Origin of the sequence: Deinococcus aquatilis DSM 23025 (assembly GCF_000378445.1) — a bacterium.
Lineage (GTDB): Bacteria > Deinococcota > Deinococci > Deinococcales > Deinococcaceae > Deinococcus > Deinococcus aquatilis.
Genome location: NZ_KB899708.1, coordinates 19,781 through 44,687, shown reverse-complemented (window position 1 = coordinate 44,687; position 24,907 = coordinate 19,781). Strand labels below are relative to the sequence as shown.

The 24,907-nt window shown below is 65.5% G+C and carries 27 protein-coding genes; 11 read left to right on the top strand and 16 right to left on the bottom strand.

Going from position 1 to position 24,907, the window contains the following annotated elements; all coding sequences use genetic code 11:
* Positions 1 to 47: 47 nt before the first annotated feature.
* Positions 48 to 1,508, bottom strand: a complete 1,461-nt coding sequence (locus tag F561_RS0109765; protein ID WP_019009777.1) for an aminotransferase-like domain-containing protein — start codon at positions 1,506 to 1,508, stop codon at positions 48 to 50.
* Between the two features lie 130 nt (positions 1,509 to 1,638).
* Between F561_RS0109765 and F561_RS0109760 the strand changes: the two genes are divergently transcribed.
* Complete coding sequence (locus F561_RS0109760; RefSeq protein ID WP_245556485.1) at positions 1,639 to 2,910, top strand: benzoate/H(+) symporter BenE family transporter; 1,272 nt, start codon at positions 1,639 to 1,641, stop codon at positions 2,908 to 2,910.
* On the opposite strand, the gene F561_RS0109755 is transcribed toward F561_RS0109760, so the two are convergent.
* The 5 genes from F561_RS0109755 to groES all read right to left on the bottom strand — a co-directional run bounded on the left by F561_RS0109755 (position 2,879) and on the right by groES (position 6,852).
* Positions 2,879 to 3,424, bottom strand: coding sequence for a P-loop nucleotide/nucleoside kinase family protein (locus F561_RS0109755; RefSeq protein ID WP_019009775.1), 546 nt, complete (start codon positions 3,422 to 3,424; stop codon positions 2,879 to 2,881). The two genes, F561_RS0109760 and F561_RS0109755, sit on opposite strands and share 32 nt — an antisense overlap.
* Positions 3,421 to 3,945: a P-loop nucleotide/nucleoside kinase family protein gene (locus F561_RS0109750; RefSeq protein ID WP_019009774.1), complete on the bottom strand. Its 525-nt coding sequence runs from the start codon at positions 3,943 to 3,945 to the stop codon at positions 3,421 to 3,423. Before F561_RS0109750 ends, F561_RS0109755 begins: the two co-directional genes overlap by 4 nt.
* Positions 3,946 to 3,949: 4 nt before the next feature.
* Positions 3,950 to 4,660, bottom strand: a complete 711-nt coding sequence (locus F561_RS0109745; protein ID WP_157451721.1) for a hypothetical protein — start codon at positions 4,658 to 4,660, stop codon at positions 3,950 to 3,952.
* Positions 4,661 to 4,844: 184 nt separating this feature from the next.
* Complete coding sequence (gene groL / locus F561_RS0109740; RefSeq protein ID WP_019009772.1) at positions 4,845 to 6,485, bottom strand: chaperonin GroEL; 1,641 nt, start codon at positions 6,483 to 6,485, stop codon at positions 4,845 to 4,847.
* A 79-nt stretch (positions 6,486 to 6,564) separates the two neighbouring features.
* A complete protein-coding gene (gene groES / locus F561_RS0109735; protein WP_019009771.1) occupies positions 6,565 to 6,852 on the bottom strand; it encodes a co-chaperone GroES in 288 nt (95 codons plus the stop codon).
* Positions 6,853 to 7,140: 288 nt separating this feature from the next.
* Between groES and F561_RS0109730 the strand changes: the two genes are divergently transcribed.
* From F561_RS0109730 to F561_RS0109710, 5 genes are all read left to right on the top strand, one after another.
* Positions 7,141 to 7,746 (top strand): GGDEF domain-containing protein, encoded by a 606-nt coding sequence (locus tag F561_RS0109730; RefSeq protein ID WP_019009770.1) that lies wholly within the window; start codon positions 7,141 to 7,143, stop codon positions 7,744 to 7,746.
* Entirely contained in the window at positions 7,743 to 9,389 is a 1,647-nt protein-coding gene (locus F561_RS0109725) for a class I SAM-dependent methyltransferase (protein WP_245556484.1), read from the top strand. The genes F561_RS0109730 and F561_RS0109725 overlap by 4 nt, the downstream gene beginning before the upstream one ends.
* 192 nt (positions 9,390 to 9,581) lie before the next feature.
* Entirely contained in the window at positions 9,582 to 10,022 is a 441-nt protein-coding gene (locus tag F561_RS0109720) for a hypothetical protein (protein WP_019009768.1), read from the top strand.
* A 111-nt stretch (positions 10,023 to 10,133) separates the two neighbouring features.
* Positions 10,134 to 10,793, top strand: coding sequence for a response regulator transcription factor (locus F561_RS0109715; protein WP_019009767.1), 660 nt, complete (start codon positions 10,134 to 10,136; stop codon positions 10,791 to 10,793).
* Between the two features lie 87 nt (positions 10,794 to 10,880).
* Positions 10,881 to 12,257, top strand: coding sequence for a sensor histidine kinase (locus F561_RS0109710; RefSeq protein ID WP_051096874.1), 1,377 nt, complete (start codon positions 10,881 to 10,883; stop codon positions 12,255 to 12,257).
* Positions 12,258 to 12,788: 531 nt separating this feature from the next.
* Here the strand turns inward: F561_RS0109710 and F561_RS0109705 are convergent.
* The 3 genes from F561_RS0109705 to F561_RS0109695 all read right to left on the bottom strand — a co-directional run bounded on the left by F561_RS0109705 (position 12,789) and on the right by F561_RS0109695 (position 15,690).
* Positions 12,789 to 13,841 carry a S66 family peptidase gene (locus F561_RS0109705; RefSeq protein WP_019009765.1) on the bottom strand — a complete coding sequence of 351 codons (1,053 nt, stop codon included), beginning with the start codon at positions 13,839 to 13,841 and terminating at the stop codon, positions 12,789 to 12,791.
* 434 nt (positions 13,842 to 14,275) lie between these two features.
* On the bottom strand, positions 14,276 to 14,791 hold the full coding sequence (locus tag F561_RS0109700; protein WP_019009764.1) for a GNAT family N-acetyltransferase: 516 nt from the start codon (positions 14,789 to 14,791) through the stop codon (positions 14,276 to 14,278).
* Positions 14,788 to 15,690: a carbon-nitrogen hydrolase family protein gene (locus tag F561_RS0109695; RefSeq protein ID WP_019009763.1), complete on the bottom strand. Its 903-nt coding sequence runs from the start codon at positions 15,688 to 15,690 to the stop codon at positions 14,788 to 14,790. The genes F561_RS0109700 and F561_RS0109695 overlap by 4 nt, the downstream gene beginning before the upstream one ends.
* 146 nt (positions 15,691 to 15,836) lie before the next feature.
* On the opposite strand from F561_RS0109695, the gene F561_RS0109690 reads away from it, so the two are divergent.
* A complete protein-coding gene (locus F561_RS0109690) occupies positions 15,837 to 16,718 on the top strand; it encodes a hypothetical protein (protein WP_019009762.1) in 882 nt (293 codons plus the stop codon).
* Between the two features lie 178 nt (positions 16,719 to 16,896).
* On the opposite strand, the gene F561_RS0109685 is transcribed toward F561_RS0109690, so the two are convergent.
* The 7 genes from F561_RS0109685 to F561_RS0109655 are packed head-to-tail and all read right to left on the bottom strand — an operon-like array spanning position 16,897 to position 21,649.
* Positions 16,897 to 17,556 (bottom strand): phosphoribosylanthranilate isomerase, encoded by a 660-nt coding sequence (locus tag F561_RS0109685; protein ID WP_019009761.1) that lies wholly within the window; start codon positions 17,554 to 17,556, stop codon positions 16,897 to 16,899.
* Positions 17,553 to 17,807 carry a hypothetical protein gene (locus tag F561_RS0109680; RefSeq protein WP_019009760.1) on the bottom strand — a complete coding sequence of 85 codons (255 nt, stop codon included), beginning with the start codon at positions 17,805 to 17,807 and terminating at the stop codon, positions 17,553 to 17,555. Before F561_RS0109680 ends, F561_RS0109685 begins: the two co-directional genes overlap by 4 nt.
* 44 nt (positions 17,808 to 17,851) lie before the next feature.
* The gene (gene cobT / locus F561_RS0109675) at positions 17,852 to 18,967 is read right to left on the bottom strand and encodes a nicotinate-nucleotide--dimethylbenzimidazole phosphoribosyltransferase (RefSeq protein WP_019009759.1); all 1,116 of its coding nucleotides are present in this window, start codon (positions 18,965 to 18,967) and stop codon (positions 17,852 to 17,854) included.
* Between the two features lie 56 nt (positions 18,968 to 19,023).
* Positions 19,024 to 19,536: a bifunctional adenosylcobinamide kinase/adenosylcobinamide-phosphate guanylyltransferase gene (cobU, locus tag F561_RS0109670; protein ID WP_019009758.1), complete on the bottom strand. Its 513-nt coding sequence runs from the start codon at positions 19,534 to 19,536 to the stop codon at positions 19,024 to 19,026.
* Positions 19,533 to 20,165 (bottom strand): histidine phosphatase family protein, encoded by a 633-nt coding sequence (locus F561_RS0109665; RefSeq protein ID WP_040380373.1) that lies wholly within the window; start codon positions 20,163 to 20,165, stop codon positions 19,533 to 19,535. Before F561_RS0109665 ends, cobU begins: the two co-directional genes overlap by 4 nt.
* The gene (locus tag F561_RS0109660) at positions 20,162 to 20,893 is read right to left on the bottom strand and encodes an adenosylcobinamide-GDP ribazoletransferase (RefSeq protein ID WP_019009756.1); all 732 of its coding nucleotides are present in this window, start codon (positions 20,891 to 20,893) and stop codon (positions 20,162 to 20,164) included. The genes F561_RS0109665 and F561_RS0109660 overlap by 4 nt, the downstream gene beginning before the upstream one ends.
* Positions 20,894 to 20,932: 39 nt before the next feature.
* Positions 20,933 to 21,649 carry a metal-dependent transcriptional regulator gene (locus tag F561_RS0109655; RefSeq protein ID WP_019009755.1) on the bottom strand — a complete coding sequence of 239 codons (717 nt, stop codon included), beginning with the start codon at positions 21,647 to 21,649 and terminating at the stop codon, positions 20,933 to 20,935.
* A gap of 239 nt (positions 21,650 to 21,888) precedes the next feature.
* Between F561_RS0109655 and F561_RS0109650 the strand changes: the two genes are divergently transcribed.
* From F561_RS0109650 to F561_RS0109635, 4 genes are read left to right on the top strand one after another with little or no spacing between them, the layout of a single operon-like run.
* Positions 21,889 to 22,470, top strand: a complete 582-nt coding sequence (locus tag F561_RS0109650) for an RNA polymerase sigma factor (protein WP_019009754.1) — start codon at positions 21,889 to 21,891, stop codon at positions 22,468 to 22,470.
* Positions 22,467 to 22,790: a hypothetical protein gene (locus F561_RS0109645; RefSeq protein ID WP_019009753.1), complete on the top strand. Its 324-nt coding sequence runs from the start codon at positions 22,467 to 22,469 to the stop codon at positions 22,788 to 22,790. Before F561_RS0109650 ends, F561_RS0109645 begins: the two co-directional genes overlap by 4 nt.
* Positions 22,784 to 23,584, top strand: coding sequence for a hypothetical protein (locus F561_RS0109640; RefSeq protein WP_019009752.1), 801 nt, complete (start codon positions 22,784 to 22,786; stop codon positions 23,582 to 23,584). Before F561_RS0109645 ends, F561_RS0109640 begins: the two co-directional genes overlap by 7 nt.
* 46 nt (positions 23,585 to 23,630) lie before the next feature.
* Positions 23,631 to 24,896 carry a DUF1800 domain-containing protein gene (locus tag F561_RS0109635; protein ID WP_019009751.1) on the top strand — a complete coding sequence of 422 codons (1,266 nt, stop codon included), beginning with the start codon at positions 23,631 to 23,633 and terminating at the stop codon, positions 24,894 to 24,896.
* The last annotated feature ends 11 nt before the right edge of the window (positions 24,897 to 24,907 follow it).

The following is a 24,907-nucleotide window of genomic DNA, read 5'->3' as shown; positions in this document are numbered from 1 at the left end:
AGAAAGACAGAACCACGGTCCACTGTTCTACGATCTGCTCACCGCCCCTAGGCCAGCCGCGCCGCGCCCCCCCGCGCCCGGTACGCCTGCCATGCCTGCGCCAGCCGCCGTACGGCTTCGGGCAGGTGTTCGGTGGGCAGGGTAAAGGGAATGCGTAAAAAGGTATCGGGCAGGGGCTGGATGCCCATAGACGCCCCCGGAAAGAGGCGCAGGCCGTAGCTCTGAGCAAACAGGGTAAAGGCCGTGACGTGCGGTGTGGGCAATTCGACCCACAGGAACTGCCCGCCTGCCGGAACCGTGAAGCTCCAGTCGGGAAGGTGTTCGCGCAGCAGGCGCACCAGCAGGTCACGGGCCGGAGTCACGGTGGCGCGGCGGGTTTGGCGCAGCCCCGGCAGATCGGCCAGCAGCTTCAGGGCAATGGCCTGTGCGGGCAGCGACGACCCGAAATCGGCCAGGGTTTTGGCCTGAGCCAGTTGCGCCAGCAGGGGCCGGGGCACCCGCATCCAGCCCACCCGCAGGCCCGCCCAGTACAGCTTGCTCAGCGATCCCACATTGATGATCTGGCCCTCCGGCGCGTAGGCCGAGAGGCGCGGCGGCAGGCGGTCCGGGCCGAATCCCAGATCGATCAGCGTGTCGTCTTCTATGGTGGGCAGGCCCGCGTCCATGATCTGCGCCGCCAGAAGTTCGCGGGCGTGGGCAGGCAACACCGTTCCAGTCGGATTCTGAAAGGTAGGTGTCAGGAAGGCCAGCCGGGGCGACCCCGTGCGAATGGCGGCGGCCACGGCTTCCGGCTCCACGCCGTGGGGTGTTACAGGAACTCCCAGCAGCGTTGCCCCCGCTGCCCGGAACACGTCGATGGCCCCGAAATAGGTGGGCGTTTCCAGCAGGGCCGCGTCGCCCCGGCGCAACAGGGCACCCGCAATGACCGAAATGGCCTGCTGTGCGCCGTTGGTGATGATCACCTGCTCGGGCGTGGTGGGCAGGCCCTGATGGGTGTACCCGGCGGCCAGATGTGCCCGGAGTTCCGGCAAACCCAGCGGGTAGTACAGAGAATCGCGGAAGGCGTCGGCGCTGGCGGCCTGCAACTGCTGGCGCTGAGCTTCGGTGAGGCTGGGCACGGCGATGGTCAGGTCAAGTTCGGCGGGCAGGGCGCTGGCGGTCAGGTGGGCCGGACGTGCGGGCGTGACGGGCGTACGGAGCGTCAGCACCTCGGCACGGCGCGGGGCGGTGGCGGCCACATGCGTTCCGCTGCCCTGCCGCCGCGTGACCCAGCCCTCTTCCTCCAGCGCCCCTATCGCCGTAACCACCGTACTTCGGCTGACCAGCAGCAGTTCGGCCAGTGTGCGTTCGGCGGGCAGCGCGTCGCCGGGGCCGAGGTCGCCCGCGTGGATACAGGCCCGCAGCGCAGCACTCAGGCGCATGTGCAGCGGCCCCTGCCCCGTGCGCCAGTGGGCCAGCAGGGTCGCCCAATTCGGTGCGTCGGCGGAAAGACGGGGGGTGGGCGGCATCCCGGAAGTGTAGCAGTCCAATTGTGGTGGTTGTCTAACTGGCCTGCTTACTTCAGTCCAATTCTGGCCCAAGTTGCTCTGCCGTTCAGTCCATTGGCCTGCCACACTCAGACCACTTGGAGGCTTTTCTATGCCCAACTCTATGCACAGCGCTCCCGTTTTGCCCCGTCCTGCCAGCCTGCGCCAATTCTGGCAAGATTCCAGCCCTCAGGCCGCCCTGACTGGCCTGATCGCCATTCTGATCGGCTTCGCTGGCCCCACCGTGCTGGTGTACGCCGTGGCCGACAGTGCCCACCTCGGTTCCGGCACCGTGATGTCGTGGGTCTGGGGATCGACGGTGCTGTGCGGTGTGGTCAGCATTTACCTGAGCCTGCGAACGCGGATGCCCATTCTCAGTACATGGTCCACTCCCGGTATCGCGTTCCTAGCCACGGCCCTTCCCGGCATTCCCTTTCCGCAGGCTGTGGGCGCGTTCCTGATTTCTGCCGTGCTGGTCATCTTGCTGGGCACGTTTCGCCCCCTGACCCACCTGATCGAGCGCATTCCGATGCACCTCGCTGCCGCGCTGAACGCCGCGATTTTGCTGCCGTTCGGCTTCCGGGCGGTGCAGGCATTTGGCAAAGAACCCGCGCTGGTGGGGCTGATGATCGTCACCTACTTTTTGCTGCGCCACTTTTCGCCGCGCTGGGCGGTGGCGGGCGTGCTGGTGGTGGGTGTGGCGGCCAGCGCCGCGCTGGGGCTGCTGCATTCCGCTCCGGTTCACCTCGCCCTGACCGTGCCGCAGGTGGTGGCCCCGCAGTTTTCGTGGCAGGCCACGCTGAATCTGGCCCTGCCGCTGACCCTGCTGGCCTTTACCGGACAGTTCGTGCCGGGATTTTCTACCCTCAAGGTGGCCGGATATTCCCCCGCCCCCGCGCCCATCATCCGGGCCTGCGGGGTGGCGTCGGTGGGTGCGGCGCTGGTGGGCTGCCACAACCTGACCCTGGCGGCGCTGCTTGCCAACATCGTCAGCGGCCCCGAAGCGCACCCCGACCCGGCGCGGCGTTACACGGCGGCGGTGTGGGCAGGCGTGTTTTATATCCTGCTGGGGCTGTGTGCCGGAACCTTCCTGAGCCTGATGGCGCTGCTGCCCGCCGAGGCGATTTCGGCACTGGCAGGTTTGGCGTTGCTGGCGGCCATTGGCACCTCGTTGCAGGCCGGACTGCGCGAGGCTCCGGGGACGCTGGCCGCCCCCGCCGTGCTGGTCGTGACCCTCAGCGGCGTGTCTTTGCTGGGCATCGGCGCGGCCTTTTGGGGCATTCTGGCGGGGCTGGCGCTACATGCGGCAGAGGGGCGGATGGCGCGGGCCAGGGCGGAGGCGGCAACTCCAGTCAGTCCACAGGCGACCAAGCAGCCGACCTGACCCAATCCGCAATGGCTGCCACCTCTACCGGCTGGGTCGTGTCCACCCGCAGCAGCGGCGCGGCCAGGTCCAGCGGGGTATGGCAGCAATGGGCGGGCAGATTGTAATGATCCAGAGAAGCATGGTCGATGTGTGGGCGCAGGCCGGACGCCACCCGCGCCGCATGCCGCCGCGCCAGTTCGTCTAGCGGTGCATGGCAAAAAATCTGTACCAGCCGTGCTCCGTGTGCCTGTGCCAACGCCTGAATATTCTTTTCACCGAGGCCCAGATAAAAATGCGTTTCCAGCACTGTATTTATTCCCGCTGCCAGCGTTACGCCTGCCACGTGGTACATCAGCCGGAAGCTGAGGGGGCCGGATTGTGCGTTGGTGAGGTCAGGCAAACCCTCGTAAAGAATTTGCTTGTAGTCGTCCTTGGTCACGTTGGGCCAGTGCAGGTGGGCGGCCAATTGCGTGCCCAACTGCGTTTTGCCGGAAGCGGGGAGGCCAGAAACAACAAGTAGGGTGGGGGTCATCTGGCAGGATTTTGCACCAACGCCAGCACGCTTGCCAGAAGTTCTGCCTGTTCGCCGCGGGCTGTATCAATAACCGTGCGGGCCGAGGCCCACGGTTCGTAGTCGTGCCGCGTCACCGTTTCCCAGGTGGGCGGTGTCCAGCGTCCGGCCCAGTTGCTCTCATCGGCCTGCCGCGTTTCCACCCGCCGCCGATGCTCCTGTCTGTCCGAACAGATCACCTCCAGGTCCAGCATTCGGCTGGACATATTTCGCGCCACCGCCTGCCATGCTTCCCGCGTCACGGTCAGGGGATTTACGCAGTCGGCCACCACCGTTTGCCCCAGCCGCAACGCATCGGCAGCCAGAGCGTAGGCCACCGCGTAGCCTTCAATTCCTACCGACGGCAGACCCGCATTCAGCAGCGCCGCTTCGATCGTGTCCAGGCGTAGGTACGCAGCGTTCAGGTGGGCTGCCAGTCCCAGCGCCAGCGTAGATTTACCCGAACCGGGCAGGCCAGAAAAGACGATAAGGGTGGGAGTCATGGTCTCAATCTAGAGAGTTACCTTGAGCTTGACCCCCGTAAAGCGCCACCGTAAAGGCGTAGCCCGCCACTTGCCAAGCCCAGACACTCAACAGAAAAAAAAGTACGGTATCGAGCAAAAAGGCCAAGCCTTGCAACGCCGTGAAGCTGTGGATTGCTGGTGGGGGCCAGAGTGCGGAGGCGGTGTGCGCCCATCTCCATACGGACAGCCACCCCGCCGCGCCCAGCAGTGCCGGAACTGCCAACGACACGGCGATGGCGCTGCCCGCGATGCACCATGCGTAGAGATACGCACGCAGACGCAGCCGCACAGGATGCCATAACCGCCAAGGCGCGGTAAATACGGTTTGGTCTCCCTCGCAGCCCAGCCGGGTCATGCCTGCAGGCACCAATAAAAAGGCCGCCAGCAGCAAGAGTCCGGCCAGTATCCACAATCCTTGCGCTAAAGTTGGCGCTCCTGCCAACCACGCGCCGCCACCCAAAAGGGTCACGACTGCGCCGGGAGTGAGGCTGAGGGCAATCACGCCCCAGACCACCAAGCCTTGCCGCAATACGCGCCGTGACCAGCGCAGAGGCGGGAAAGTGGGCAGAGTGCCTAGATACAGCCGGGTTGCCACGTCCCACCGGTAGCCCAGATTCAGCACCCACCCTGGAAGCAGCGTCAGGAGTGCCAGCGCCCCGCGCATCACTCCCGCCCGTGCCTGCGCTGAAGACACTGGAAATGCCCAGGCCGCTGCCCAATGCAATGTCGATGGCAATGAAGAGATGGGTGTGGGCGGCAAATCGGGCTTGACTGGAACACTCAACTTGAGCGCAGCATAGGGCAAAAGGTGTGCTACTCACACCTAACAAAAAAAGCCGAGGCAAACGCCCCGGCTCTTTTATTTGAATCTACCTGCTTTAGAAGTCCATTCCGCCCATGTCGGGAGCGCCGCCGCCGTTGCCCTGAGCCTGAGGCTTCTCGGGCTTGTCGGAGACGATGGCTTCGGTGGTCAGGATGAGTGCGCCGATGCTGGCGGCGTTTTGCAGCGCCGTGCGGGTCACTTTGGCGGGGTCCACGATGCCAGCGGCGATCATGTCGTCCACGTACTCACCGGTAGCGGCGTTGAAGCCGTAGCGGGGCTTGTCGGAGTTGATGACGGCGTTCACAACAACGCTGCCCTCGAATCCGGCGTTCATGGCGATCTGGCGGGCGGGTTCTTCCAGAGCACGAATCAGGATGCGTGCGCCGGTGGCTTCGTCGCCGCTGAGGGCTTCGGCAGCCTTGCGAACAGCAGGAATAATACGCAGCAGCGTGGTGCCGCCGCCCGATACGATGCCTTCTTCAACAGCGCTGCGGGCGGTGCTGAGGGCGTCCTCGTAGCGGTGCTTCTTTTCCTTCAGTTCGGTTTCGGTGGCAGCGCCCACACGGATGACGGCCACGCCGCCAGCCAGCTTGGCGAGGCGTTCCTGCAGCTTCTCTTTGGCGTAGTCGCTGTCGGTGGTGTCCAGTTCGGCCTTGATGGCGTTCACGCGGGCGTCGATCTCGGTCTGCTCACCCTTGCCGTCCACAATCGTGGTTTCGTCTTTGGTGATGCGGATGCGGGCAGCGCGGCCCAGCATGTCCATGCCGGTGTTTTCCAGCTTGTGGCCGAGGTCTTCGCTGACCACTTGGCCGCCGGTCACGGCAGCGATGTCGCGCAGCATTTCCTTGCGGCGATCACCGAAGCCGGGGGCTTTCACGGCGGCGATGTTCAGGGTGCCGCGCAGCTTGTTCACCACGAGGGTGGCGAGGGCTTCGCCTTCCACGTCTTCGGCGATGATCAGGAGGGGACGGCCCGTCTGCGCCACTTTTTCCAGCACGGGCAGCAGGTCTTTGAGGTTGCTGATCTTCTTCTCGTTGATCAGGATGTAGGCGTCTTCGAGGACGGCTTCCATCTTCTCGGCGTTGGTCACGAAGTAAGGGTTGATAAAGCCCTTGTCGAACTGCATGCCTTCCACCACGTCCACTTCGGTGTCAAAGCCCTTGCTCTCTTCGATGGTGATGACGCCTTCTTTGCCCACCTTGTCCATCGCGGAAGCGATTTCTTCGCCGACCTGCTCGTCGTTGGCGCTGATGCCCGCGACTTTCTTGATGGCGTCGGAGTCTTCAACCGGCACGGCCAGCTTCTTGATCTCTTCGATGGCGGCCAGAACGGCCTTCTCGATGCCGCGCTTGAGGGCCAGAGGGTTGGCTCCGGCAGCCACGTTGCGCAGGCCTTCTTTCACAACGGCCTGACCCAGCACGGTGGCGGTGGTGGTGCCGTCGCCCGTGATGTCGTTGGTCTTGCTCGCCACTTCTTTGAGCAGCTGAGCGCCGATGTTCTCGAGCTTGTCTTCCAGCTCGATTTCCTTGGCAACGGTCACGCCGTCTTTGGTGATCGTGGGGCTACCGAATTTCTTCTCGATGACCACGTTGCGGCCACGGGGGCCAAGGGTCACTTTAACGGCGTTGGCGACGGCGTTGACGCCACGCTCAAGGCTACGACGGGCAGTTTCATCAAATACAAGCTGTTTAGCCATGTGGATTGCTCCTTAAAGAGTGAGTGGTGATGGGAGAGGTCAAGAGCAGACGGCCAGTGACGGCAGCCCAGCTTTGCCTTTACTCAACGATGGCGAGGATGTCGCGTTCGGCCAGCAGGCTGTAGTTCTTGCCTTCCAGCGTGACTTCGGTGCCGCCGTACTTGGCGAAATACACCACGTCGCCCACGTTCACTTCGACGGCCATACGGGTTCCGTTTTCCAGCACTTTGCCGTTGCCGACAGCCACGACGCGTCCGCGCTGGCTCTTTTCTTTGGCGCTGTCAGGCACGTACAGTCCGCCCGCAGTCTTCGTTTCAGTCTCTTCGACAATTTCAACCAGCACACGATCGCCCAAAGGTTTAAGCATGGGTAGTCCTCCGTAATGTGAATTGGGATCAAGGGCAACACCCACCAGACAACCCGGCGAGTTTTTGCCGTTCCAGACGGCATGCTAGTCGCTCTTCTACAGAAATGTCAAATAGCGGAAGCTGAGAATCTGAGTGTGGTGCGCTCAAGTGCGTCTAGCACGCTCAAATCATATATTGCCTTTTGGTCTCTTACGTGTAACATATATATGTAACGTAGACATATGCATAGATTGACCTGATGCCCGGTTGATCGCCCCGCCGTATTTCCCCTGTCTGGAGGACTGCTGATGGCCCGACCCGATATTCTTTCCCGCAATCCATTCGAGGACGCTTTTGACCGACTGGGCGGCGCTCCGCTGACGTTGGCCGTGCTGGATCTGGATCATTTCAAGACCCTGAACGATACCCTGGGCCACACCGAAGGCGACCGGGTGTTGCGCGGAATAGAGCGCCTGCTGAGCGGCTCCCTGCCCAGCGGCAGCATCATCGGGCGCATCGGCGGCGATGAGTACGCGGCGATCCTGCCCGAAACCGCTGCCGAAACCGCCCTGATTCTCTTCGATGAAGTGATCCGGCATTTTCAGATTCACCGCGACCCGCACTGGCCGCGCACCCTCGGCCTCAGCGTGGGCATTGCTTCCCGCCCCGCGCACGCCACCACCTACCCCGACCTGTACCGCGCCGCCGATGAAGCCCTGCTGCGGGCCAAGCGCGAGGGCCGCAGCCGCGCCTGCATCTTCGTGGAATCCAAGATGGTGCTGAAGAGCAACTATTACCCCAAAAGCCAACTGGAACGGCTGGCAAAGCTCAGCAACGCGCTGGGCCGCACCGAAGCCAGCCTGCTGCGGGAGGCGTTGGATGAGCTGATCGAGCGGAACCGGGGGGCACTGTGAATCTGGAGCGTGGGGGGTGGATCGTGGAACGTGGGCAAAACCCAACCCCACTTCCTGCCGGTTGGCACGCGGCTTTGGCCGAGGCGTGGGCCGCGTATGGTTCCGGCTCCTATCCCATCGGGGCCGTGATCGTGGACGGCGCGGGCCGGGTCATCGCACGGGGGCGCAACCGCTTGGGCGAGGCGCGGGGCGCGGAGGGCGGGCAGATCGGCGGGCATGATCTGGCCCACGCCGAAATCAACGCGCTGCTGAATCTGGCCGAAACGCCGCGCCCGGAGGTGTACGGCTGGACGCTGCTGACCACCGTGCAGCCCTGCCCGCAGTGTGCCGGAGCCATTGCCATGAGCGGTATCCGCGCCGTGCAGTACGCCGCGCCTGACCCCTGGGCGGGCTGCACACGCCTGCTCACCGATGATCCTTATGTTGCCAAAAAGGGTATCTCGGTGGGCCGAGCGCCGGGCGCGGTGCAGGTGGCGGCCCTGCGGTTGGTGTTGGCTGGTTGGCTGGAAGCCGGACATAGCCTCTTTGCCCCGCTCATGCAGACCTTTAAACCGTACTCAGCCGACCTGACCGCCGCCCAGGCCCTCCACGCTTCCGGCGCATTGACCGCGTTGCGTGCCCGCAATGCCGAACTGGATGAAGTCCTGTCCCTCCTGCTCGCAAGCTGGGAACCTACGGCAACCGACCCACTCACCACTGACCACGTCCCACTCACAGACGACCGAACGGGCCGCGCCTGCGTCTGGATAGAGCACCAGGACCAAATCCTGATGACCGAGCTGGAGTGGGGTGGCTGGACACTTCCCGGCGGCGGCATTCACCCCGGCGAGGAAGCGGGCGCGGCGGCGGTGCGGGAGGCGTGGGAAGAGTGCGGCGCGGTGGTGGAACTGGCGGGCGATCCTGTGCCCTTGACGGAAGGAGCGCTGTGTTTTCCGGCCCGCCTGCACCCCGATCATCCCGAATTGCACCCCAGCCCCGAGCGGCGGGGGCGGGCCTGGATCAACCCGCGTGCGCTGCCGTGGGCCGACGACCCTCAGGTGCGCGAGGTGCTGGCCGCCCGCAAGCAAACACACCCGGCTTTGGCCCTGCCGCCCCGTGTGGCCCACGTTCTGGCCGAGGCCGAACGCCTGAACTTTGACCGCTCTTGCAGCCTGGAAACCGGGCGCTTGCTGCGAACCCTGGCGGCCAGTCGCCCCGGCGCACGCTTCTTGGAATTGGGCAGCGGCGTGGGTGTGGGCGCGGCGTGGTTGTTGGCGGGCCTCAGCGCAGGCGCACATCTGCTGACGGTAGAAGTTCACCCCGAGCGGGCCGCCATAACCCGTGAAGTCCTGAAGGGAGAGGCCCGCGTGACCGCTCTGTATGGTGACTGGCAAGACGCCCTGAAAGACGGCCCCTTTGACCTGATCTTCAGTGATGCGGCTCCGGCCAAACGCGAGACAGAGCATCTGGAGAGTCTGATCGACGCCCTGACTCCCGGCGGAATGCTGGTGCTGGACAACTTCAGTCCGCCTGCGCTGTTGCCCCCTGCCCTGCACGGCGGCGACCCGGAGCGCGAACGCCTGTGGGCGCACCCTCGCCTGAGCTGTACCGAGGTGGCGGTCAGTACCCAGGAGCGCGTCATTCTGGCCGTCCGGGTGCTGTGAGCATTCCGCGTACCGAGGGCAGGCACTCCTTTAAGTTCCGGTCAAGGGCGCGTCAGCTTGAATAGATAAGATCAGGAGTCAAAGGATTTCTGGCGTCCTGAGCAAAAAGTAAACCTTCAATAATTGTGAATTATTCAACGTTTTTCTCCCTGCTACTCAGCCTGTTGCCCCCCATTGGATACACTGACCCTAATGAAACGCCGTACCCTCTCTCTGATCTGTCTGTTGGCTCTGGCTGCTCCGGCACAGGGGCTGAAACTGATCGTGTGGGACCGGGAACTGCAGACCAAATTGGGGTACGGCGAGAGCAGCGGCAGCAAGTTCAGTGTGCAGACGGTGCCCAATTACAGCGGCCCGGTCGTGGTGCTGTTTTCCCAGACGGATGAAGAGAAGGCCAGAAACGCTTTTCCCGGTCTACAGAGCCGTTACGATGGAACCCTGAAGGCCGGGCAACTGACCCTGCAAGCGCCCGAGCAGAGGCTCAGTGCCCAGAGTCTGAATGCTGCTGCGCCCAACACGACGCTGACTCTGGCCCGTTTTCTGTCGGCCTTCAAGCTCAGCGTGAGCGGACAGCCCAGTGGTCAGACCCTGAGTCTGCCGGGCCTTAAGGCGGCGGGGACAGACACCAAATAGAGGCATCCCACCGGAAGGCGGCCATTTTTGCAGGAAATGGAGCGCACGCTACCGGGGGAGCGCAGTAAGATCAGCCCAGAACTCTCATCTTTTCCCCAAGGAGACTGACCCATGCTTGCCCAGATTCTGGTTGTGGAGGACGATCCCCATTTGGGGCCGCTGCTCAAGGAATATCTGTCCGCCGATTATCAGGTGCACCATGCGGCGACCCTCAAAGACGCGCAGGCCTGGCTGGGTACCCACAGCGCCCAGCTGATCTTGCTGGACCTGAACCTGCCCGACGGCGACGGCCTCGATCTGGTGCAGGCTCTGCGGCAATATTCCAGTACGCCCGTGCTGGTGCTCTCGGCCCGCAGCGGTGTACAGGAGCGGGTCGCGGGCCTGAATGCCGGGGCCGACGATTACCTGACCAAACCTTTTGCGATGCCGGAACTTGATGCCCGTATCACCGCGCTGCTGCGCCGCACTGCTGCGGGCACGGGCGTGAATCTGGGCAATACCAGCCTCAGCACCTCCAGCCTGCTGCTGACTGTCAACGACAAGAACATCAACCTGACCGAACACGAGGCCCGCATTCTGGAACTGATGATGCGGACGCCCGAGCGTGTCTTCAGCCGCGCCGACATCGAATCTCACCTGTACGGCTGGGAAACTCCCAACTCCAATTCGGTGGAGGTACGGATTTCGCAGCTTCGCAAAAAGTTGGAACAGTCGGCCAGCGATCTGCGGATTCGCACGATTCGTAATGTCGGCTATGTACTTCAGGTCTGAGTGCTTCGGGTCTGAGCCGCAATTGAACCGCCTATGACGCCGCGCCCGGTCTCTCCCGCCGATGCTGATCTCTCCCGCACTCCTCCGATGGCGGGTGTAGTGCAGGTGGGTGGGCTGGGCGTACCGATTACCCCCGGTGCGGGCCTGTATACGGCGCGGGTGGCATGGCGGCACAGCCTGCGCTTCCGGCTGGCGCTGGTTTATACACTGGTCTCGCTGGCCCTGATCAGCGTGATCGGGCTGGGCGTGATTACGCTGCTGCTGCGCCAGATGGACGCCCAGTTCGATGCCCGTCTGAACGAGCGGGCCGACACCCTGGCCGAAGCCTATGTGGGGGGCCGCCAGACGCTGGGCAAGGCGTCGGGGCCAGCGGGCGGCTACACCATGCTGATCGGGCAGGACGGACAGGTGATCGTTGCCAGCCCCAGCCTGCGCGATTACGAAAAGTCACCCTTCCCGTTTGCTGAGCAGGCGCAGGTCAATATTCAGGAAACTCCGGTCAGGGCCGTGACCCGCAAGGTGGGCGATTTCGGCACGCTGTGGGTGGGCCTGCCGACCGACGCGCTGGTGGACGCCCGAGTGAGTGCGGGCCGGGCACTGGCTCTGGCACTGTTGGTCACGCCTGTATTGATGCTCCTGATCGGGCTGTGGGTGGGCCGCCGCGCCCTGACTGGCCTGGGCCGCGCCGCCACCTTGGCCGATCAGATCGACCCCACCCATTCGGTCGCCACCCTCCCGCTGCCTGCCCGCGAAGATGAGGTTCACCGCCTGCTGACGGCCATCAACCGCCTGTTGGTCAGAATCGATGCGGGTCAGGCCCGCGAAAAGCAGTTGCTGGGCCAGATCGTGCATGAGTTGGGCGCACCCCTGACCGTGCTGCGGGCCAGCCTCGCCCGCGCAGGCGAGCGCACCGGAGACGCCGAAGTGCAGCGAGCCGCGCTGGTGGCCGATGAACTCACCTTTACCACGCAAGATTTGATGCAGTTGGCACGCGGTCAACTGGAACTGAAACTGGCCTGGCACTTCATTCCCTCACGCACGTTGCAGGGCCGCCTGGACCGTCTGGTTCCCGGCACCGTGTTCGATGGAGACTGGACGGGCAATCTGCTGTGCGACCCTGACCGCCTGACGCAGGCCATTCGCAATCTGCTTGCCAATGGCCGCCGCGCCGCTGGCCCCGATGGGCGCGTGGTCATTACCCTCACCGAAACGCCCGAAGTCATCACCTTCCGTGTGTGCGACACCGGCCCCGGCCTGCCTGCCGACTTGGGAGACCGGATCTTCGAGCCGTTTATCAGCGGCAGCGGCAGCAGCGGCCTTGGCCTCAGCGTCAGCCGTCAGATTGCGCTGATGCACGGCGGTACCCTGACGGCCAGCACGCAGCCCACCAGCGGCGCAGAATTTGTGCTGACCATTCCGGGCGCGGCGCTGGGCGACGATGAGGATGAGGTGGGGGCGGGGTAGGCTCCGGCTTTTTTGCCGAATGCAGGCGGGGTTTTGGATCTTCCCCCACGTTGGATTCCCCCACCCCCCAGCCCCCGCCCCCAGACTTGAAAAGCTGCGAAGCAGAGGGGTCAGGGGAGTGGTCGCTGCGCTCGGCAGGATTGAGCTTGTCGCGTTCTAGCTTGGCTAAATTGCTCGTTTGAAGCGGAATTGCCAGTCGTATTGATAATGGAATTGGCCCGCCCACTTCGTGGACGACGGCCTCACACGCATTTGGGAGGGGACGACGTGGGGTGGGATGACCCCCCAGGCTGCTTCGCAGCCAGCCCCCCTTGAGGGGAGCACAAAAGAGGTTTGTTCCTCCCCTTGAGGGGGGGCGTTGCGGCAGCAACGGGGGGGTTTATCCTTGCCGCCCGTCTCCAAGGAAATCAGGGAGGTGATCTTGTCGCGTTCGAGCTTGGCAGGAGCGTTCATCTGAAGTGGAATTGACCCTCCTACTGCGTGGACGACAGCCTTGCACGGCTGGGACGGTCTGGGCCTTGGAATTTTTCTCTATCCCCAAACCGTGACTCGCCCCGCCGCCGGATCGAGCCTGACCCTTGCCCCGATAGGAAGCGTCAGTTGGGGGCTGGTATGCCCAAAATCTACGTTGGCAACCACGGGTAGATCGGCGCGGCCTGCCTCGTTCAGCACGCGGCGTACCCAACCGTAGAGGCTGGCGGTCATGTCTGGAGTGTATTTACGAGGGCGGGCGAGGATCAGGCCAGCGGCCCCGGCCAGGATGCCCTGCGCGGCAAAGTTCCGCAGCCAGTAGCCGACCTGGGCGGGCGAGGGGACATCCTCACTGGTTTCCAGGGCCAAGACCGCGCCGCGCCACAGGTCGGGGCTGGGCCAGCCGGGAGTGCCGTTCAGCATGTCCAGAATTTCTATGCAGCCTCCCAGCAGGTGTCCCTCGGCGGGCGCGTGACCCTGAAGCCATTCCCAGCCATCACCGGGCAGGAAGGGGCGGCGAACGTGCTGGGCGGCCTCGTCTTCCCAGTCCTGTCCGGCCTGCGTCCACTCTGGCGCGGGCGTCAGGTCGAAGGGTTCATCCAGCACCAGTGCCCGCCGCACTCCCTTCAACGTGAAGGGATGAATGCCGCCGTTCTCGGCCAGATCGGTCAGCAGGGCGGGGCCGTGGTAGGCCATCACGCCCGCCCGCGCAAACTGCAACAGAGTAAAGGTGGAATCGCTGTAGCCCAGAAACGCTTTGGGATAGGCGCGGATCAGTTCGGGTTTCAGGTACGGCAGCAGGCGAATGCTGTCGTCGCCGCCAATAATGCTGACCATGCCGTGAATCTCGGGATTCTGAAGCGCCCAGTGCAGGTCGTCGGCGCGGGCTTCGGGGTGCGCGTCCAGATAGTCGGGGCCGCGCAGGGCATTGGGAGCGGGCACGATCTCCCAGCCGAGGCTGTCGGCCACCTGCTGCACGCCAGCGCGGTAGCGGCCCATCACTTCAGTCACGAAGCCGCTGGACAGGCTCAGGGCTGCCACCCGCGAACCCGGCACGAGGCGGGGTGGGCGAACAAAGACGGGCGGTGTGGTGGGGGCAGTCGGGCTGGACATGCGTCAGAGTAGCGGGCGGGGCGGGGGAGAGGCATGGGCAAAGTGGCGGAGGGGTTTGTTGCTTTAGCTTTGGCTTTTGTATGGCGGCGGGGTTTTGGGCCTTCTCCTACGGTTTACCCCCACCCCCCAGCCCCCGCCCCCAGAGGGGTCAGGGGAGTGTTCGCTGCGCTCGGCAGGAGTGATCTTGTCGTATTTTGGTTCGGCTAGATCGTTCCTCTGAAGCGGAATTGCCAGTCGTCTTGATACTGGAATTGGCCCGCGCGTTGCACGCACGACGGCCTCACATGCATTTGGGCGGGGACGGTGTGGGGTGGGTGGGATGACCCCCCAGTCTGCTTCGCAGCCAGCCCCTCTTAAAGGGGAGCACCAATGCCCTTGTCCTCCCCTTGAGGGGGGGCGTTGCCCAGCAACGGGGGGGTTTACCCTCACACCTCCTACAACCGCAGCCACATGTGATGCTCGGCCAATGTTGCCCCGCTCGCATCCTGCACGGCGTCCGGCTGTGTCCCCCACACCGTAAAGCCGTACCGCTCGTACAACCTTCGGGCGGCGTGCTGGGTTTCGGTGACGCCCAGCAGAACAACTGTCACGCCTGCCCAGGTGCGAATCTGGGCCAGGCCCGCCTCCAGTAGCGCCCCGCCTGCGCCCCGGCCCCGTGCGGCGGGCAGCACCGAGACTCCAAACACATTGGCCCGGTGGGTCAGGCTGGGTCTGGATTCGCGAGCCACCGTCAGCAGGCCCACCAATTCGGCCTCTGCGAACGCACCGAAAGTCACGGCCAGATCGGTGGGCGCGAGGCGTTCGGCCACGTCGGGCAGAGTTCGGGCGGCAAATTCGGCGGCGGTGGAGATGAAGGCGGCGGGGTCGTTTTGCAGGCTTGTCAAGCGCACGGCACGGTAGGCGGGGGCGTCGGCGGCAGTCAGGGCACGGACGGTCAGCGGGGAGGTCATGCCCTGACTCCCTCCAGATTCACCACTTCGGCGGGGGTTACGCGCTCTGCCCCGGCCACGCGGTCACGCCAGTTCAGCACATGGCCGTCTGCCCGCACATGCCGGGTCAGGCTCAGGTCGAGGTCGGCCACCAGCCAGCCGGGTTCGTTCCAGCCGCCCTGCGCCAGCACGCCGTCTTCGGGCAGGCCATCGTCGGCGGGGGTGTAGACGCCTGCCATGCCCACCGCGTCCTCCACGGCGTAGGTCCACGCGGCGTTGGCAATCAGGGGTGCATGAACGGCGTACACCTGATTTTCTAGCGCTCGCGCCATGCTGCCCACCCGCACCCGCGTATAGCCGCGCCGCGCCCCGGTAAACGAGGGCACCAGCAGCACCTCTGCCCCCGCCTCAGCCAGTTGACGAGCCATCAAGGGGAATTCGGAGTCGTAACAGATGACGATGCCGTAGCGCACGCCGCCCAACTCGAACACGCGCAGGCCCGACCCCGGCGAGATGTGCCATTCCTCGGCCTCGAAGCGGGTCATCATCAGCTTGTCCTGATGGCTGTGAAGGCCGTCTGGCCCGAATATGTAGGCCCGGTTGACAAAGCCGTCGCCGTGCGCCACGGGCAGGCTGCCCGCCACGATGCCCACGCCGTATTGCTGCGCCAGCCGGGAATGCAGCGCCAGAAATTCCGGCAGGAAAGCTTGCAGCGCGGGCCGCATTTCCACCACGTCATGGTGAAGTTCGGGCGGCAACAGCGCCACCAATTCCAGCGCTGCATATTCTGGAAAGACCAACAGGCTGGCCCCCTGCGCCGCCGCGTCTGCGACCCACCCCGAAAGCTTGGCCTGATACGCCGCCCAGTCGGGCAGAAAGTCGATGGGGTAGGCGGCGGCGGCGAGGCGCAGGGAGGTCATGGGAAAAGTGTAGAGGGATCGTGGATCGTGGGGGATGTGAAATGAATCTTTAGGTCTGTTGTCAAAATTCAAAACCAAAAACTCTGAGCGCCTCTGCCCACCTGCGCTGTCACCACGTTCCACGATCCACCCTCTACACTCAGCCCATGCCCTCCGCCCTTCTCTGGCTCGCCCTTGACGGCGTGGGCCATCCCCTTGACGCGGTGGGGGCGGATTCCATCTGGGATCAGCCTCTGCCTGTGCTGCGGCCCCTGATCGATGCGGGGCAGGCGCTCGATTCCACTCTGGGCGTGCCGGGGCTGCCGCAATCGGGCACGGGGCAGGCGTGCTGGCTGACCGGAAGGGACGCCGTGCGCGTGATGGGCGAGCATTTTGGGCCACATCCGGGGCCGACGCTCAAGAGGTTGCTGCAAGAATCGGCCCTTCCGGTGCGGCTGGCACAGGCCGGGGCGCGGGTGGCACTCGCCAACCACTATCCGCCGCCCTATTTCGAGGCGCAGGCGCGGCGGCCTCGCATGGGCTGTTTTCCGTTTTCGTTTCTGGCTGCCGGAAGCGTCCTGAACCCGCCCGGTGTGCCCTCCGTGCCCGCCACACTGGGCCTCAGTTACGCCGAACCCTGGCAACCCGTGCGCCCACCCGACGAAATTTTGCGCCTCGGGGAGAGCTTGGCCGTCAGTGCCCAGCAGCATGATCTGTTGGTGGCCGACCTGTGGTTCAGCGATTCTTTGGGACATCTGGGCAGCGTGCCCACCCGCCCCACCGTGGCGGCGGCGGCGCGGGCGTATCTGGCACGGGTGGATGCACTGCTGGCCGGAGCTTTGCAGGGCGGAGCGCGGGTGCTGCTCACGTCCGATCACGGCAACGCCGAAAACCTGACCGTGAAGGCCCATACCCTGGCCCGCGTGCCCTTTGCGGCGGCGGGCCTGAGCCTCGGCAGCGCGAGCAATGTGGTGGAGGGAGGCCGCGCCCTGGCCGACTGGTTCGGCCTCCCCATACAGACGCCATCATCCGAATCTCAGCTCTGTTGAGAGCAAAAGTTATCCACAATTTTATCCACAGGCCTTGTGGACAACCTGTGGATACCCTGGTCAAACACCCTCCGAAAAGAGGGGGTTTTAGCTGTCTGGAACGTACTTAAAGCCGTTTTTTTGGCAGTGTCCGCGTGGTCCGAAAGTTATCCACAGTGAAACGCGTGCCTGTGGATAACTAGACCCCATCCGCAGAGAGGGCAGAACGTGCGGCCTGGACGAAAGACCGCACCAAATCATGGTTTTTGATGCCCGCAGAGCTTTCCAGACGGCTGACAGCATCCACTCCTGCCGGGTTCAGCGCCCGAACTGCTGCCGCTACGTTCTGCGGCCCCAATCCACCCGCCAGCCACGCTCCAGCCGGAAAAACTGGGCGCAACGCTTCCCAGTCCAGCGGCACGCCGCCTCCCGGCTCCGGGGCGTCCAGCATCAAGGTCACGCCGGGCAACTTCAACTGCTCTAGCGCGTCTGCTCCGGCCAGCAAATCGGCAGGGCGCAACACACGCAGAACGGGATGATAGCGGGCAACCTCGGTTACGTAAAGGCTTGACAACTGGCCGTGAAGCTGCACGGTACTCATTCGCGCCCGCTCAGCGGTCCTGAGTACCTCGTCTAGACCTTGATTCAGGAACACGCCGACCCGCGCCACCACAGGCCCCACGCTCAGGCTGGCGGCCCGCGCCACCTCCACCGACACCAGCCGTTTGCTGATCGGCGCGAAAATGAATCCGAGGGCATCGGCCCCGGCCTCGGCGGCTTGTACGGCGTCGGTGACAGAAGTGGTGCCGCACACCTTAACGTGGATGTGGGATGTGGGGTGTGGGATGTGGGGGGTCATTCGGTTTGGGCGGCCTTCAGTTGGGATTCCAAAACCGCCACCCGGTCTTCCAGCGTGCGCGTGCGGCGGATCAGGGCCAGCAGGAGCAGCGCGTAATGGTCGTACAGTTTGGGCCGTTCCATCCGCGCCTCGCCCGACATCCAGTCTCCCAGCAGCCGCTCGGCCTGCGCCAACACCTCATCGTCGGGCACATCGCGGTAATTGCGCGAACCCAGAATTTCGCGGGCAAAGTTCAGTTCGTGGTCGGGCATGGGGCCATTTTGCGGGATAGCGGGCCGGACATTCCTACTTCCTCCTACTCTGCGCCGCCCGGAACCCCGGCTTCTGCAAAGGTTCGCATCTCGCGGAGGGTGGCTGCGGCCGCCAATAGCATCGGCGCGGCCAGCACGCCCCCGGTGCCCTCGCCCAGACGCAGGCCCAGCCGGAACATCGGTTTCAGGTTCAGGTGGGCCAACTGCGCTGCGTGCCCCACCTCGGCGCATTCGCCTGCGGCAAACAGAAAGTCGGCCAGAGCGGGGGCCAGTGCCACCCCCAGCAGGGCCGCGCTGCCCTCGACAAAGCCGTCCAGAATCACGGCCTTGCCCAGCGCCGCCGCCTGAAGCATCATGCCCAGCATTGCCGCGATCTCGAAGCCGCCGAGGTCGGCCAGCACGCCCAGTGGGTCGGCGGGGTCGCTGCCGCCGCGTGCCAGCGCCTCCCGCACGGCGGCCACCTTGCGTTCCAGCGTGGCGTCGTCTATTCCTGTGCCTCGCCCGGTCACGGCAGCGGCGTCCTGCCCCAGCAGGCGGGCGGTCAGGGCGGCGGCGGGCGTGGTGTTGCCGATGCCCATTTCTCCGGGCACGATCAGGTCTGCGCCGTCCTGCACGGCTCGGCGGGCCAGTGCCGCACCCGCCAGAATCAGGGCCGCCGCCTCATCCCGGCTCATGGCGGCCCCGGTTCTGAGGTCAGAGGTGCCGCGCCGCCCCCCGGCCCCCAGATCGGCGGCCTGCACCAGCGCCGGATGCGGCGGCAGGTCGGCATTCACGCCCGCATCCATCACATACACCCGCGCCCCGATGCTGCGGGCGATGGCGTTCACGGCGGCTCCACCGGGTCCGGCAGGGGTATCGGCCAGAAAGTTGGCGACCATCGCGGGCGTGACTGCGGGCGGGTAGGCGCTGACCGAGTGCGGGCCAGCCGCCACGCCGTGATCTGCTGCCGCGACGAGTACCGCGACGCCGCGTGGGTGAGGACGGTCAGACCCGAACACGCCCGCCAGCCGCACGCTGACGCCTTCCAGATCACCCAGCGCCCCCAGTGGTTTGGTCAGGTGGGCTTGCCGGATGCGGGCGGCGGCCATCGCCCCGGCGTCGGCGGGCTGTACGGCGGAAATCAGGGCGGCCAGTTCGGCGGGCAGGGGAGGGGTGGACATGGCGAGAGCTTAGGGCAGAGCCGGGACGAAAGGTGCCCTCTCTCTTAGTTCAGGCGCTATTTCAGGCGCAGCGGCAGCCCGCTTGCCAGCAGATACGCTTCGGCGGAGGCGGCGGCAAACTGCTGGTTGACGCGGCCCAGAATGTCACGGTATTGCCGCGCCAGCGCATTGTCCGGCACGATGCCGCTGCCGACCTCGTTGGTCACGGCGATCAACAGGCCGCCGCGCCCGGTCTGGGCGTGCAGCACCTCCCGCGCCCGCGCCAGAATCGCGCCCTCATCCAGCCCCGAGAGCAGCAGGTTGCTGACCCACAGGCTCAGGCAGTCCAGCAACACGGCGGGCGTGGGGGCGGCGTGCAGGGCGGCCAGCACGTCCAGCGGTTCTTCTACGGTGGCCCACTCGGCAGGGCGGTCTGTGCGGTGGCGGCCAATTCGTTCCTTCATTTCATCGTCGAAAGCCTGCGCGGTGGCGAGGTACGTGACGCTCTTTCCGGCCCGCTCGTGCGCCAGCCGCTCTGCAAAGCCGCTTTTGCCGCTGCGTGCGCCGCCGGTGACAAAAATCAGGGTCATGGATTCTCCTGAGCTGGGTTGGATAAGGCTGGGTTGGAGAGATGAGACAGCCACCACGCCTGCCCGCTGCGCTTCAGTACGGCTCTTCCCCCCGGCGCAATTTCGGCGGCGCGGAGGCCCACGGTCAGGCGCAGCAGGGCCAGCAGCGGGCCAGCATGGGTAAAGGCCAGCACCGTTTCTGCGTGTGGCAGGGCATCCAGCCAAACCTGAAGGCGGGCGTGGAAGGCGCGGCCCGTTTCGCCGCCCGGTGGCCCGAGGTCGGAAGAGGGATCAGAGAGGGCGTCTATCCAGTCGCGTGGAACCGCGCCGTCCGGTGTTGCTGGGGAGAGGGCTTCCAGTTCGGCCCAGGTGTGGCCCGCCATCACGCCAAAACTGGCTTCCTGAAGGGCGGGCGTGGGCTGGGCGTGCGGAAAGCCTGCCAGCGCTGCCGTCTGGCGTGCCCGCTGTGCCGGAGAGGCATAGGCCAGCGCCGACGCGGGAAGACTGCGCCGCAACTCTGCCGCCAGCGCCCGCCCAGACTCCGACAGGGGGGCATCCTCGCCCGCGTGGGGGTAGCGCCGCTGGGCATTGGGCAGCGTGGGCGCGTGCCGGATCAGGTGCAGGGTAAGAAGTTCTGAACCGGAATTCATGCCCGCCCCCACGCAAAAGCGCCCAGCGCCACCAGTTCGGCCACCACCACGATCAGGCCGTAAATATCGCCGCTGATGCCGCCGCCCAACCGCCCCGCCGCAAACCGGGCCACCAGCAGCGCCGCGATGAATGCTGCGAGGAACGCCACGCCCGCCCCCGGCAGCAGCAGCGCGGGTACGGCCAGCAGCAGTGCCAGCCCCCAGCGCCCCTCGCGGGAGCGTGCGCCCAGCGATTCGGGCCGCGCCGCCGGAAACAGGTTCATGGGAGCCAGCAGGACCAGCCGCGCCGCCACCGCCGCCACCACCGCCGCATAAGCCGGAATGTCGGCGGCCAGCAGGCTCCACAGCGTCAGCAGGCTCAGGGCACCCGTTGCCAACCCAAACGCGCCTACGTGCACGTCCTGAATGATTTCCAGGCGGCGCTGGGGGCTTTTCATGGCAAACAGGGCGTCGGCGCTGTCTACAAGGCCGTCGAAGTGCAGCATCCCCGTGACCAGCAGCCACGCGCCCACCGCCAGGGCGGCCCGCACGCCGTCCGGCAGGGGCAGCGGCAGCCACAGCGTCAGCGCCACCGCGCCGCCCACTGCGTACCCGGCCAGCGGATAGTAGGCACTGGCCCGCGCAAAATCGCCGTCCTGGACCTGCTGCACATGCGGCAGCGGCAGCGTGGTCAGAAAGGTCAGGGCCAGATGTGCGGCCCCCAGTTGTTGCCTCCACAGGGTTCTCAACACAGTGTTCTCAGCACAGGATTCTCAACGGATGCATTCTCAACCGGTGGCCTCATCTCCGGCGAGAGGGTTTCCAGCATGCACATGAACCTGCGCGGCCACAGCGAGGGCTAGCGTCAGGGCGTGGTTGGTTCTGGCCCCAATGTCTACGGTCAGGGTGCCCAGCGCCGCGTCTACCACCCGCACCCGCAGGGCCGCGCCCGGAGTCAGGCCCGCCGCCACCAGCGCCCGCAACTGCTCGGCGTCACCGTCGGGTACGCGGGCCACCAGACCGCCGTCGCCCACCGCCAACTGAGACAGCCGCCGCTCGGCCCGCGCAGGCACCTCGCCTGCCAGCGTGGGAATCGGGTCGCCGTGCGGGTCGTGGGTGGGGTCGCCCAGCCAGGCGGCAATGCGGGCTTCCAGCCGCTCCGAGAGGGCATGTTCCAGCCGCTCGGCTTCCTCGTGTACCTCGTCCAGCGGCACGCCCAGCGCCCGGTGCAAAAACAGTTCCAGCAGGCGGTGATGCCGCAGCACTTCCAGCGCCACCCGCTCGCCCTCGGCGGTCAGGCGTGCGCCCTGATACGGCGCGTGAGACACCAGCCCCTGCTCGTTGAGCTTGCGGAGCATGCCTGTCACGCTGGCCGGAGCCACTCCCAGCGCGTCGGCCAACGCCTGCGTGCTGACTTTGCCGCCGCCCTTTTGCCCGCTGAGGCCAAGGGCATACAACTGTTTGACGTAATCCTCGGCAGAGGGGGAGAGGGTCCGGGCGGTCATGACCTGAGTGTAGCTGGGGAAGGGTTGTGGGGTATGGGAGGAATGGGAGGGTTCACCCGCAAAGTTAGGTTTGAGCTGCGTGCAAACCCCCCAGCCTGCTTCGCAGCCAGCCCCCCTTGAGGGGAGCGCAAGAGCAGTTGTCCTCCCCTCAAGGGGGGGCGTTGCAACGCAACGGGGGGGTTCACCTTCCAACTGTCCCGCTGGAACTTTTCCCCCACCCGCCGCCTCTAACCTATGAGGTGACTTTGAATGACTCTTCCCACTCTCCCGATCTGCGCGGCTGGCCCGACGAGGCGCTGGTGCAGGTGTTCCAGCAACGGGGGCCGCACAGCGAGGGGGCGTTCGAGGTGCTGGTGACCCGTCACGCGCCGCGCATTCACCGCCTTGCCGCCAGCATGGTCGGCCCCGGTTCGGCAGACGATGTGGTGCAGGACGTGTTTATTGCCGTACACAGCGGCCTCCAGAATTTTCGGGCAGAGGCGGCCTTGACCACCTGGCTGCACCGCATTGCTCTGAACGCCTGCACACGGGCGCTGAAGCTGCGTTCCTCGGTGCCGTGGGAATCGGTGGCCGAGCCTGCCGCGCCGCACGATCTGGCCCTCTCCGGCGAAAATACCGACCTGCGTGAACGTCTGGCCCGCGCCCTGCACACGCTGCCGCCCGATCAGCGTGAAGCGTTGGCCCTGCGGGAACTGTCGGGACTGGACTACGCCGAAATTGCCGAGATCACGGGCGCGGAACTGGGCACCGTCAAGAGCCGAATCAACCGGGCGCGGGCGGCCTTGCGCGTGCTGCTGACCCGCACAGGAGTGACCCCATGAGTCAGTTTGAATCCGAAGTTGGCGACGCCGAATTGGACGCCCTGTTCGCACAGGCTAGAGAGCCGAACGAGGCCGATGCAGGCGCGGCAGAGCGGTTTCTGGCAGGCCACCGGGTCAGGGTGGCGCGGACTCAAGCTCAGATACAGACCCGCCCACTGTGGGTCAGGCCCCGTATACCCGCGAAATGGTTGGCTGCCGCCCTCGCCTCGGCTGCTGTGATTGCCGGGGTGGGTGTGCTGCGGCCCAGCCTTGCTCCCGGCGACCTGCCCGCCAGCGCCGCGTATGCCGCGTATCAGGACGCTCTGGGGGAGGGATGGTGAGACGTTTTTCAGTCTTGGCCCTGCTCCTGTGCGGCACCGCCCATGCCAGCGACGCCGACGACCTCGCCGTCGCCCTGAAAAAAGCCCGCCAGTGGACAGCACGTGGGCAGGTGGAGGTCAGCGTATTTTTTCCGCCGCGCACGCTGCCCACCCGCACCGCTGCCGCCCTGCCCGCCGTTCCGTTTCGGCCCGCGCTGTTGGCCCGCAATTTTACGGTCACGCGCAGCGAGGGGGAAGCGGTGGCAGGCCGCCCCAGCCTCCGCTTCGACCTGATCCCCAAACAGGGCGCGGCGGCCCGCTGGAGCCTGTGGATAGACCGGGTGTGGAACGTGCCGCTGGCCTTTGAGGAACGGATGCCGGGGGGCACGCTGGCCCGCCGCGCCGCCTTCGTGAAGGTGAATGGAGCGCTGAGCCGCGTTTCTGGTCAGGCTCTGCCCCCCAGCACAGGCCTGAGCGCTGCCCTGAAAACCGCTCTGCCGGGGCTGCGCCTGCCCGCTGGCTTTACGCCTGTGGCGGCCAGAGCACGCGCCGCCGCCCAAGAAGAAGCACAGGGAGGCACCGAAATTACCCTCTCGGACGGCGTGAATGTGCTGGCCCTGATCGTGGCTCCGCGCAATGTGCGCCCTGCGGTGGGCGTGGCCTCGGTGCGGGTGGCGGGTGCGGGGGGCGTGCGCTTCGTGTGGCTGGTGGGCAACCTGCCCGACGCGGCCCTGAAATCCGCGCTGCAAGGCGTGCGGCAGGTCGATGAATCGGGCCTCGGAACTTTTACGGCGGCGGCTGACTCTAACAGATAAGCACCGTTCGTCTTTTCCTCCTCTCTGCCCCTCAGGAGTTGCCCCTATGACCCTTGCCCCGCATTCCCGCCCCCTGACCTTGGATGACGCCGCGCATCTCTTGCGGCGCACGGCCTTCGGAGCCACCGACGCCCAGATCCGTGCTCTGGTCGGCAGCGAGGCCCGCACCGTGGCCCGCGACCTGCTCAACTTTGATGGGGCCACGGCTCCCGGCAATCCCTTCGACCCCATGCAGGCAGCCACTCCCGGCGCGGGCCTGCAACTGATCCGCGCGGGCTGGCTCTTCGAGCTGATGTACGGCCCCCACCCCCTGCGCGAACGCCTGACCCTGCTCTGGAGCAATCATTTTGTGATCGGCACCGACAAGGTACGCAACATGCCCTCCATCACGGAGTACCTCGCGCTGCTGCGGCGACACGCGGCCACGCCCAGTTTTGCGGCCTTTGCGCTGGATGTGGCCCGCACGCCCGCCATGCTGCGCTACCTCGACAACGATCAGAACCGCAACGGCAAACCCAACGAGAACTTCAGCCGCGAGTTGCTGGAACTGTTTACCACCGGAATCGGCCACTACACCGAAGAGGACGTGAAGGAGGGAGCGCGGGCGCTGAGCGGTTGGACGTTTACTGGTGGGCGCGGCAACCAGAAGTATCTGGAAGTGCCCAAATTCGTGTTCAATCCCAAGCAGCACGATACGGGGCGCAAAACGTACCTCGGCAAAACCGGCAACCTGACCGGTGAAGACGTGATCGCGCTGGCGGCGGGGCATCCGGCCACCGCCCTGTTTGTGGCCCGCAAACTGCACCGCGCCTTCGTGTCCGACGTGCCTTCCGATGCCGCCGTGAAGGGCAGCGCCGAAACCTTTGCCCGCACGGGCGGCAATATCCGCGCTGTCCTGGAAGAACTGCTGTCCAGCGAAGCCTTCTATGCCAGCCGCGCCGCCGTGATTCGTGGCCCGGTGGAATTTATCGCCGCCGCCGTGCGGAGCTTTGGCAGCCCCAGGATGGAACCCAAGCAACTGCTGAATCTGGCGCAGACCGCCGGAAAAATGGGCCAGATCCTGCTGCAACCCGACACCGTGAAGGGCTGGGACGGTGGCCGCGAATGGATCAACGACACCACCCTGCTTCAGCGGATGCAACTGGCCGCCGCCCTGAGCCTCGGCGGGAATGCCCCCAAGCTGGAAAAGCCGCCCACCCCACTGGCCCTGCTGGGTACCGAACGCGCCGCCACCGTTACCGCCCTCCGGGGCCTGAGCGCCAAGCAGCAGACGTATCTGATGCTGATCAGCCCGGAATTTCAGTTGGCTTAAAAGCAGGGAGT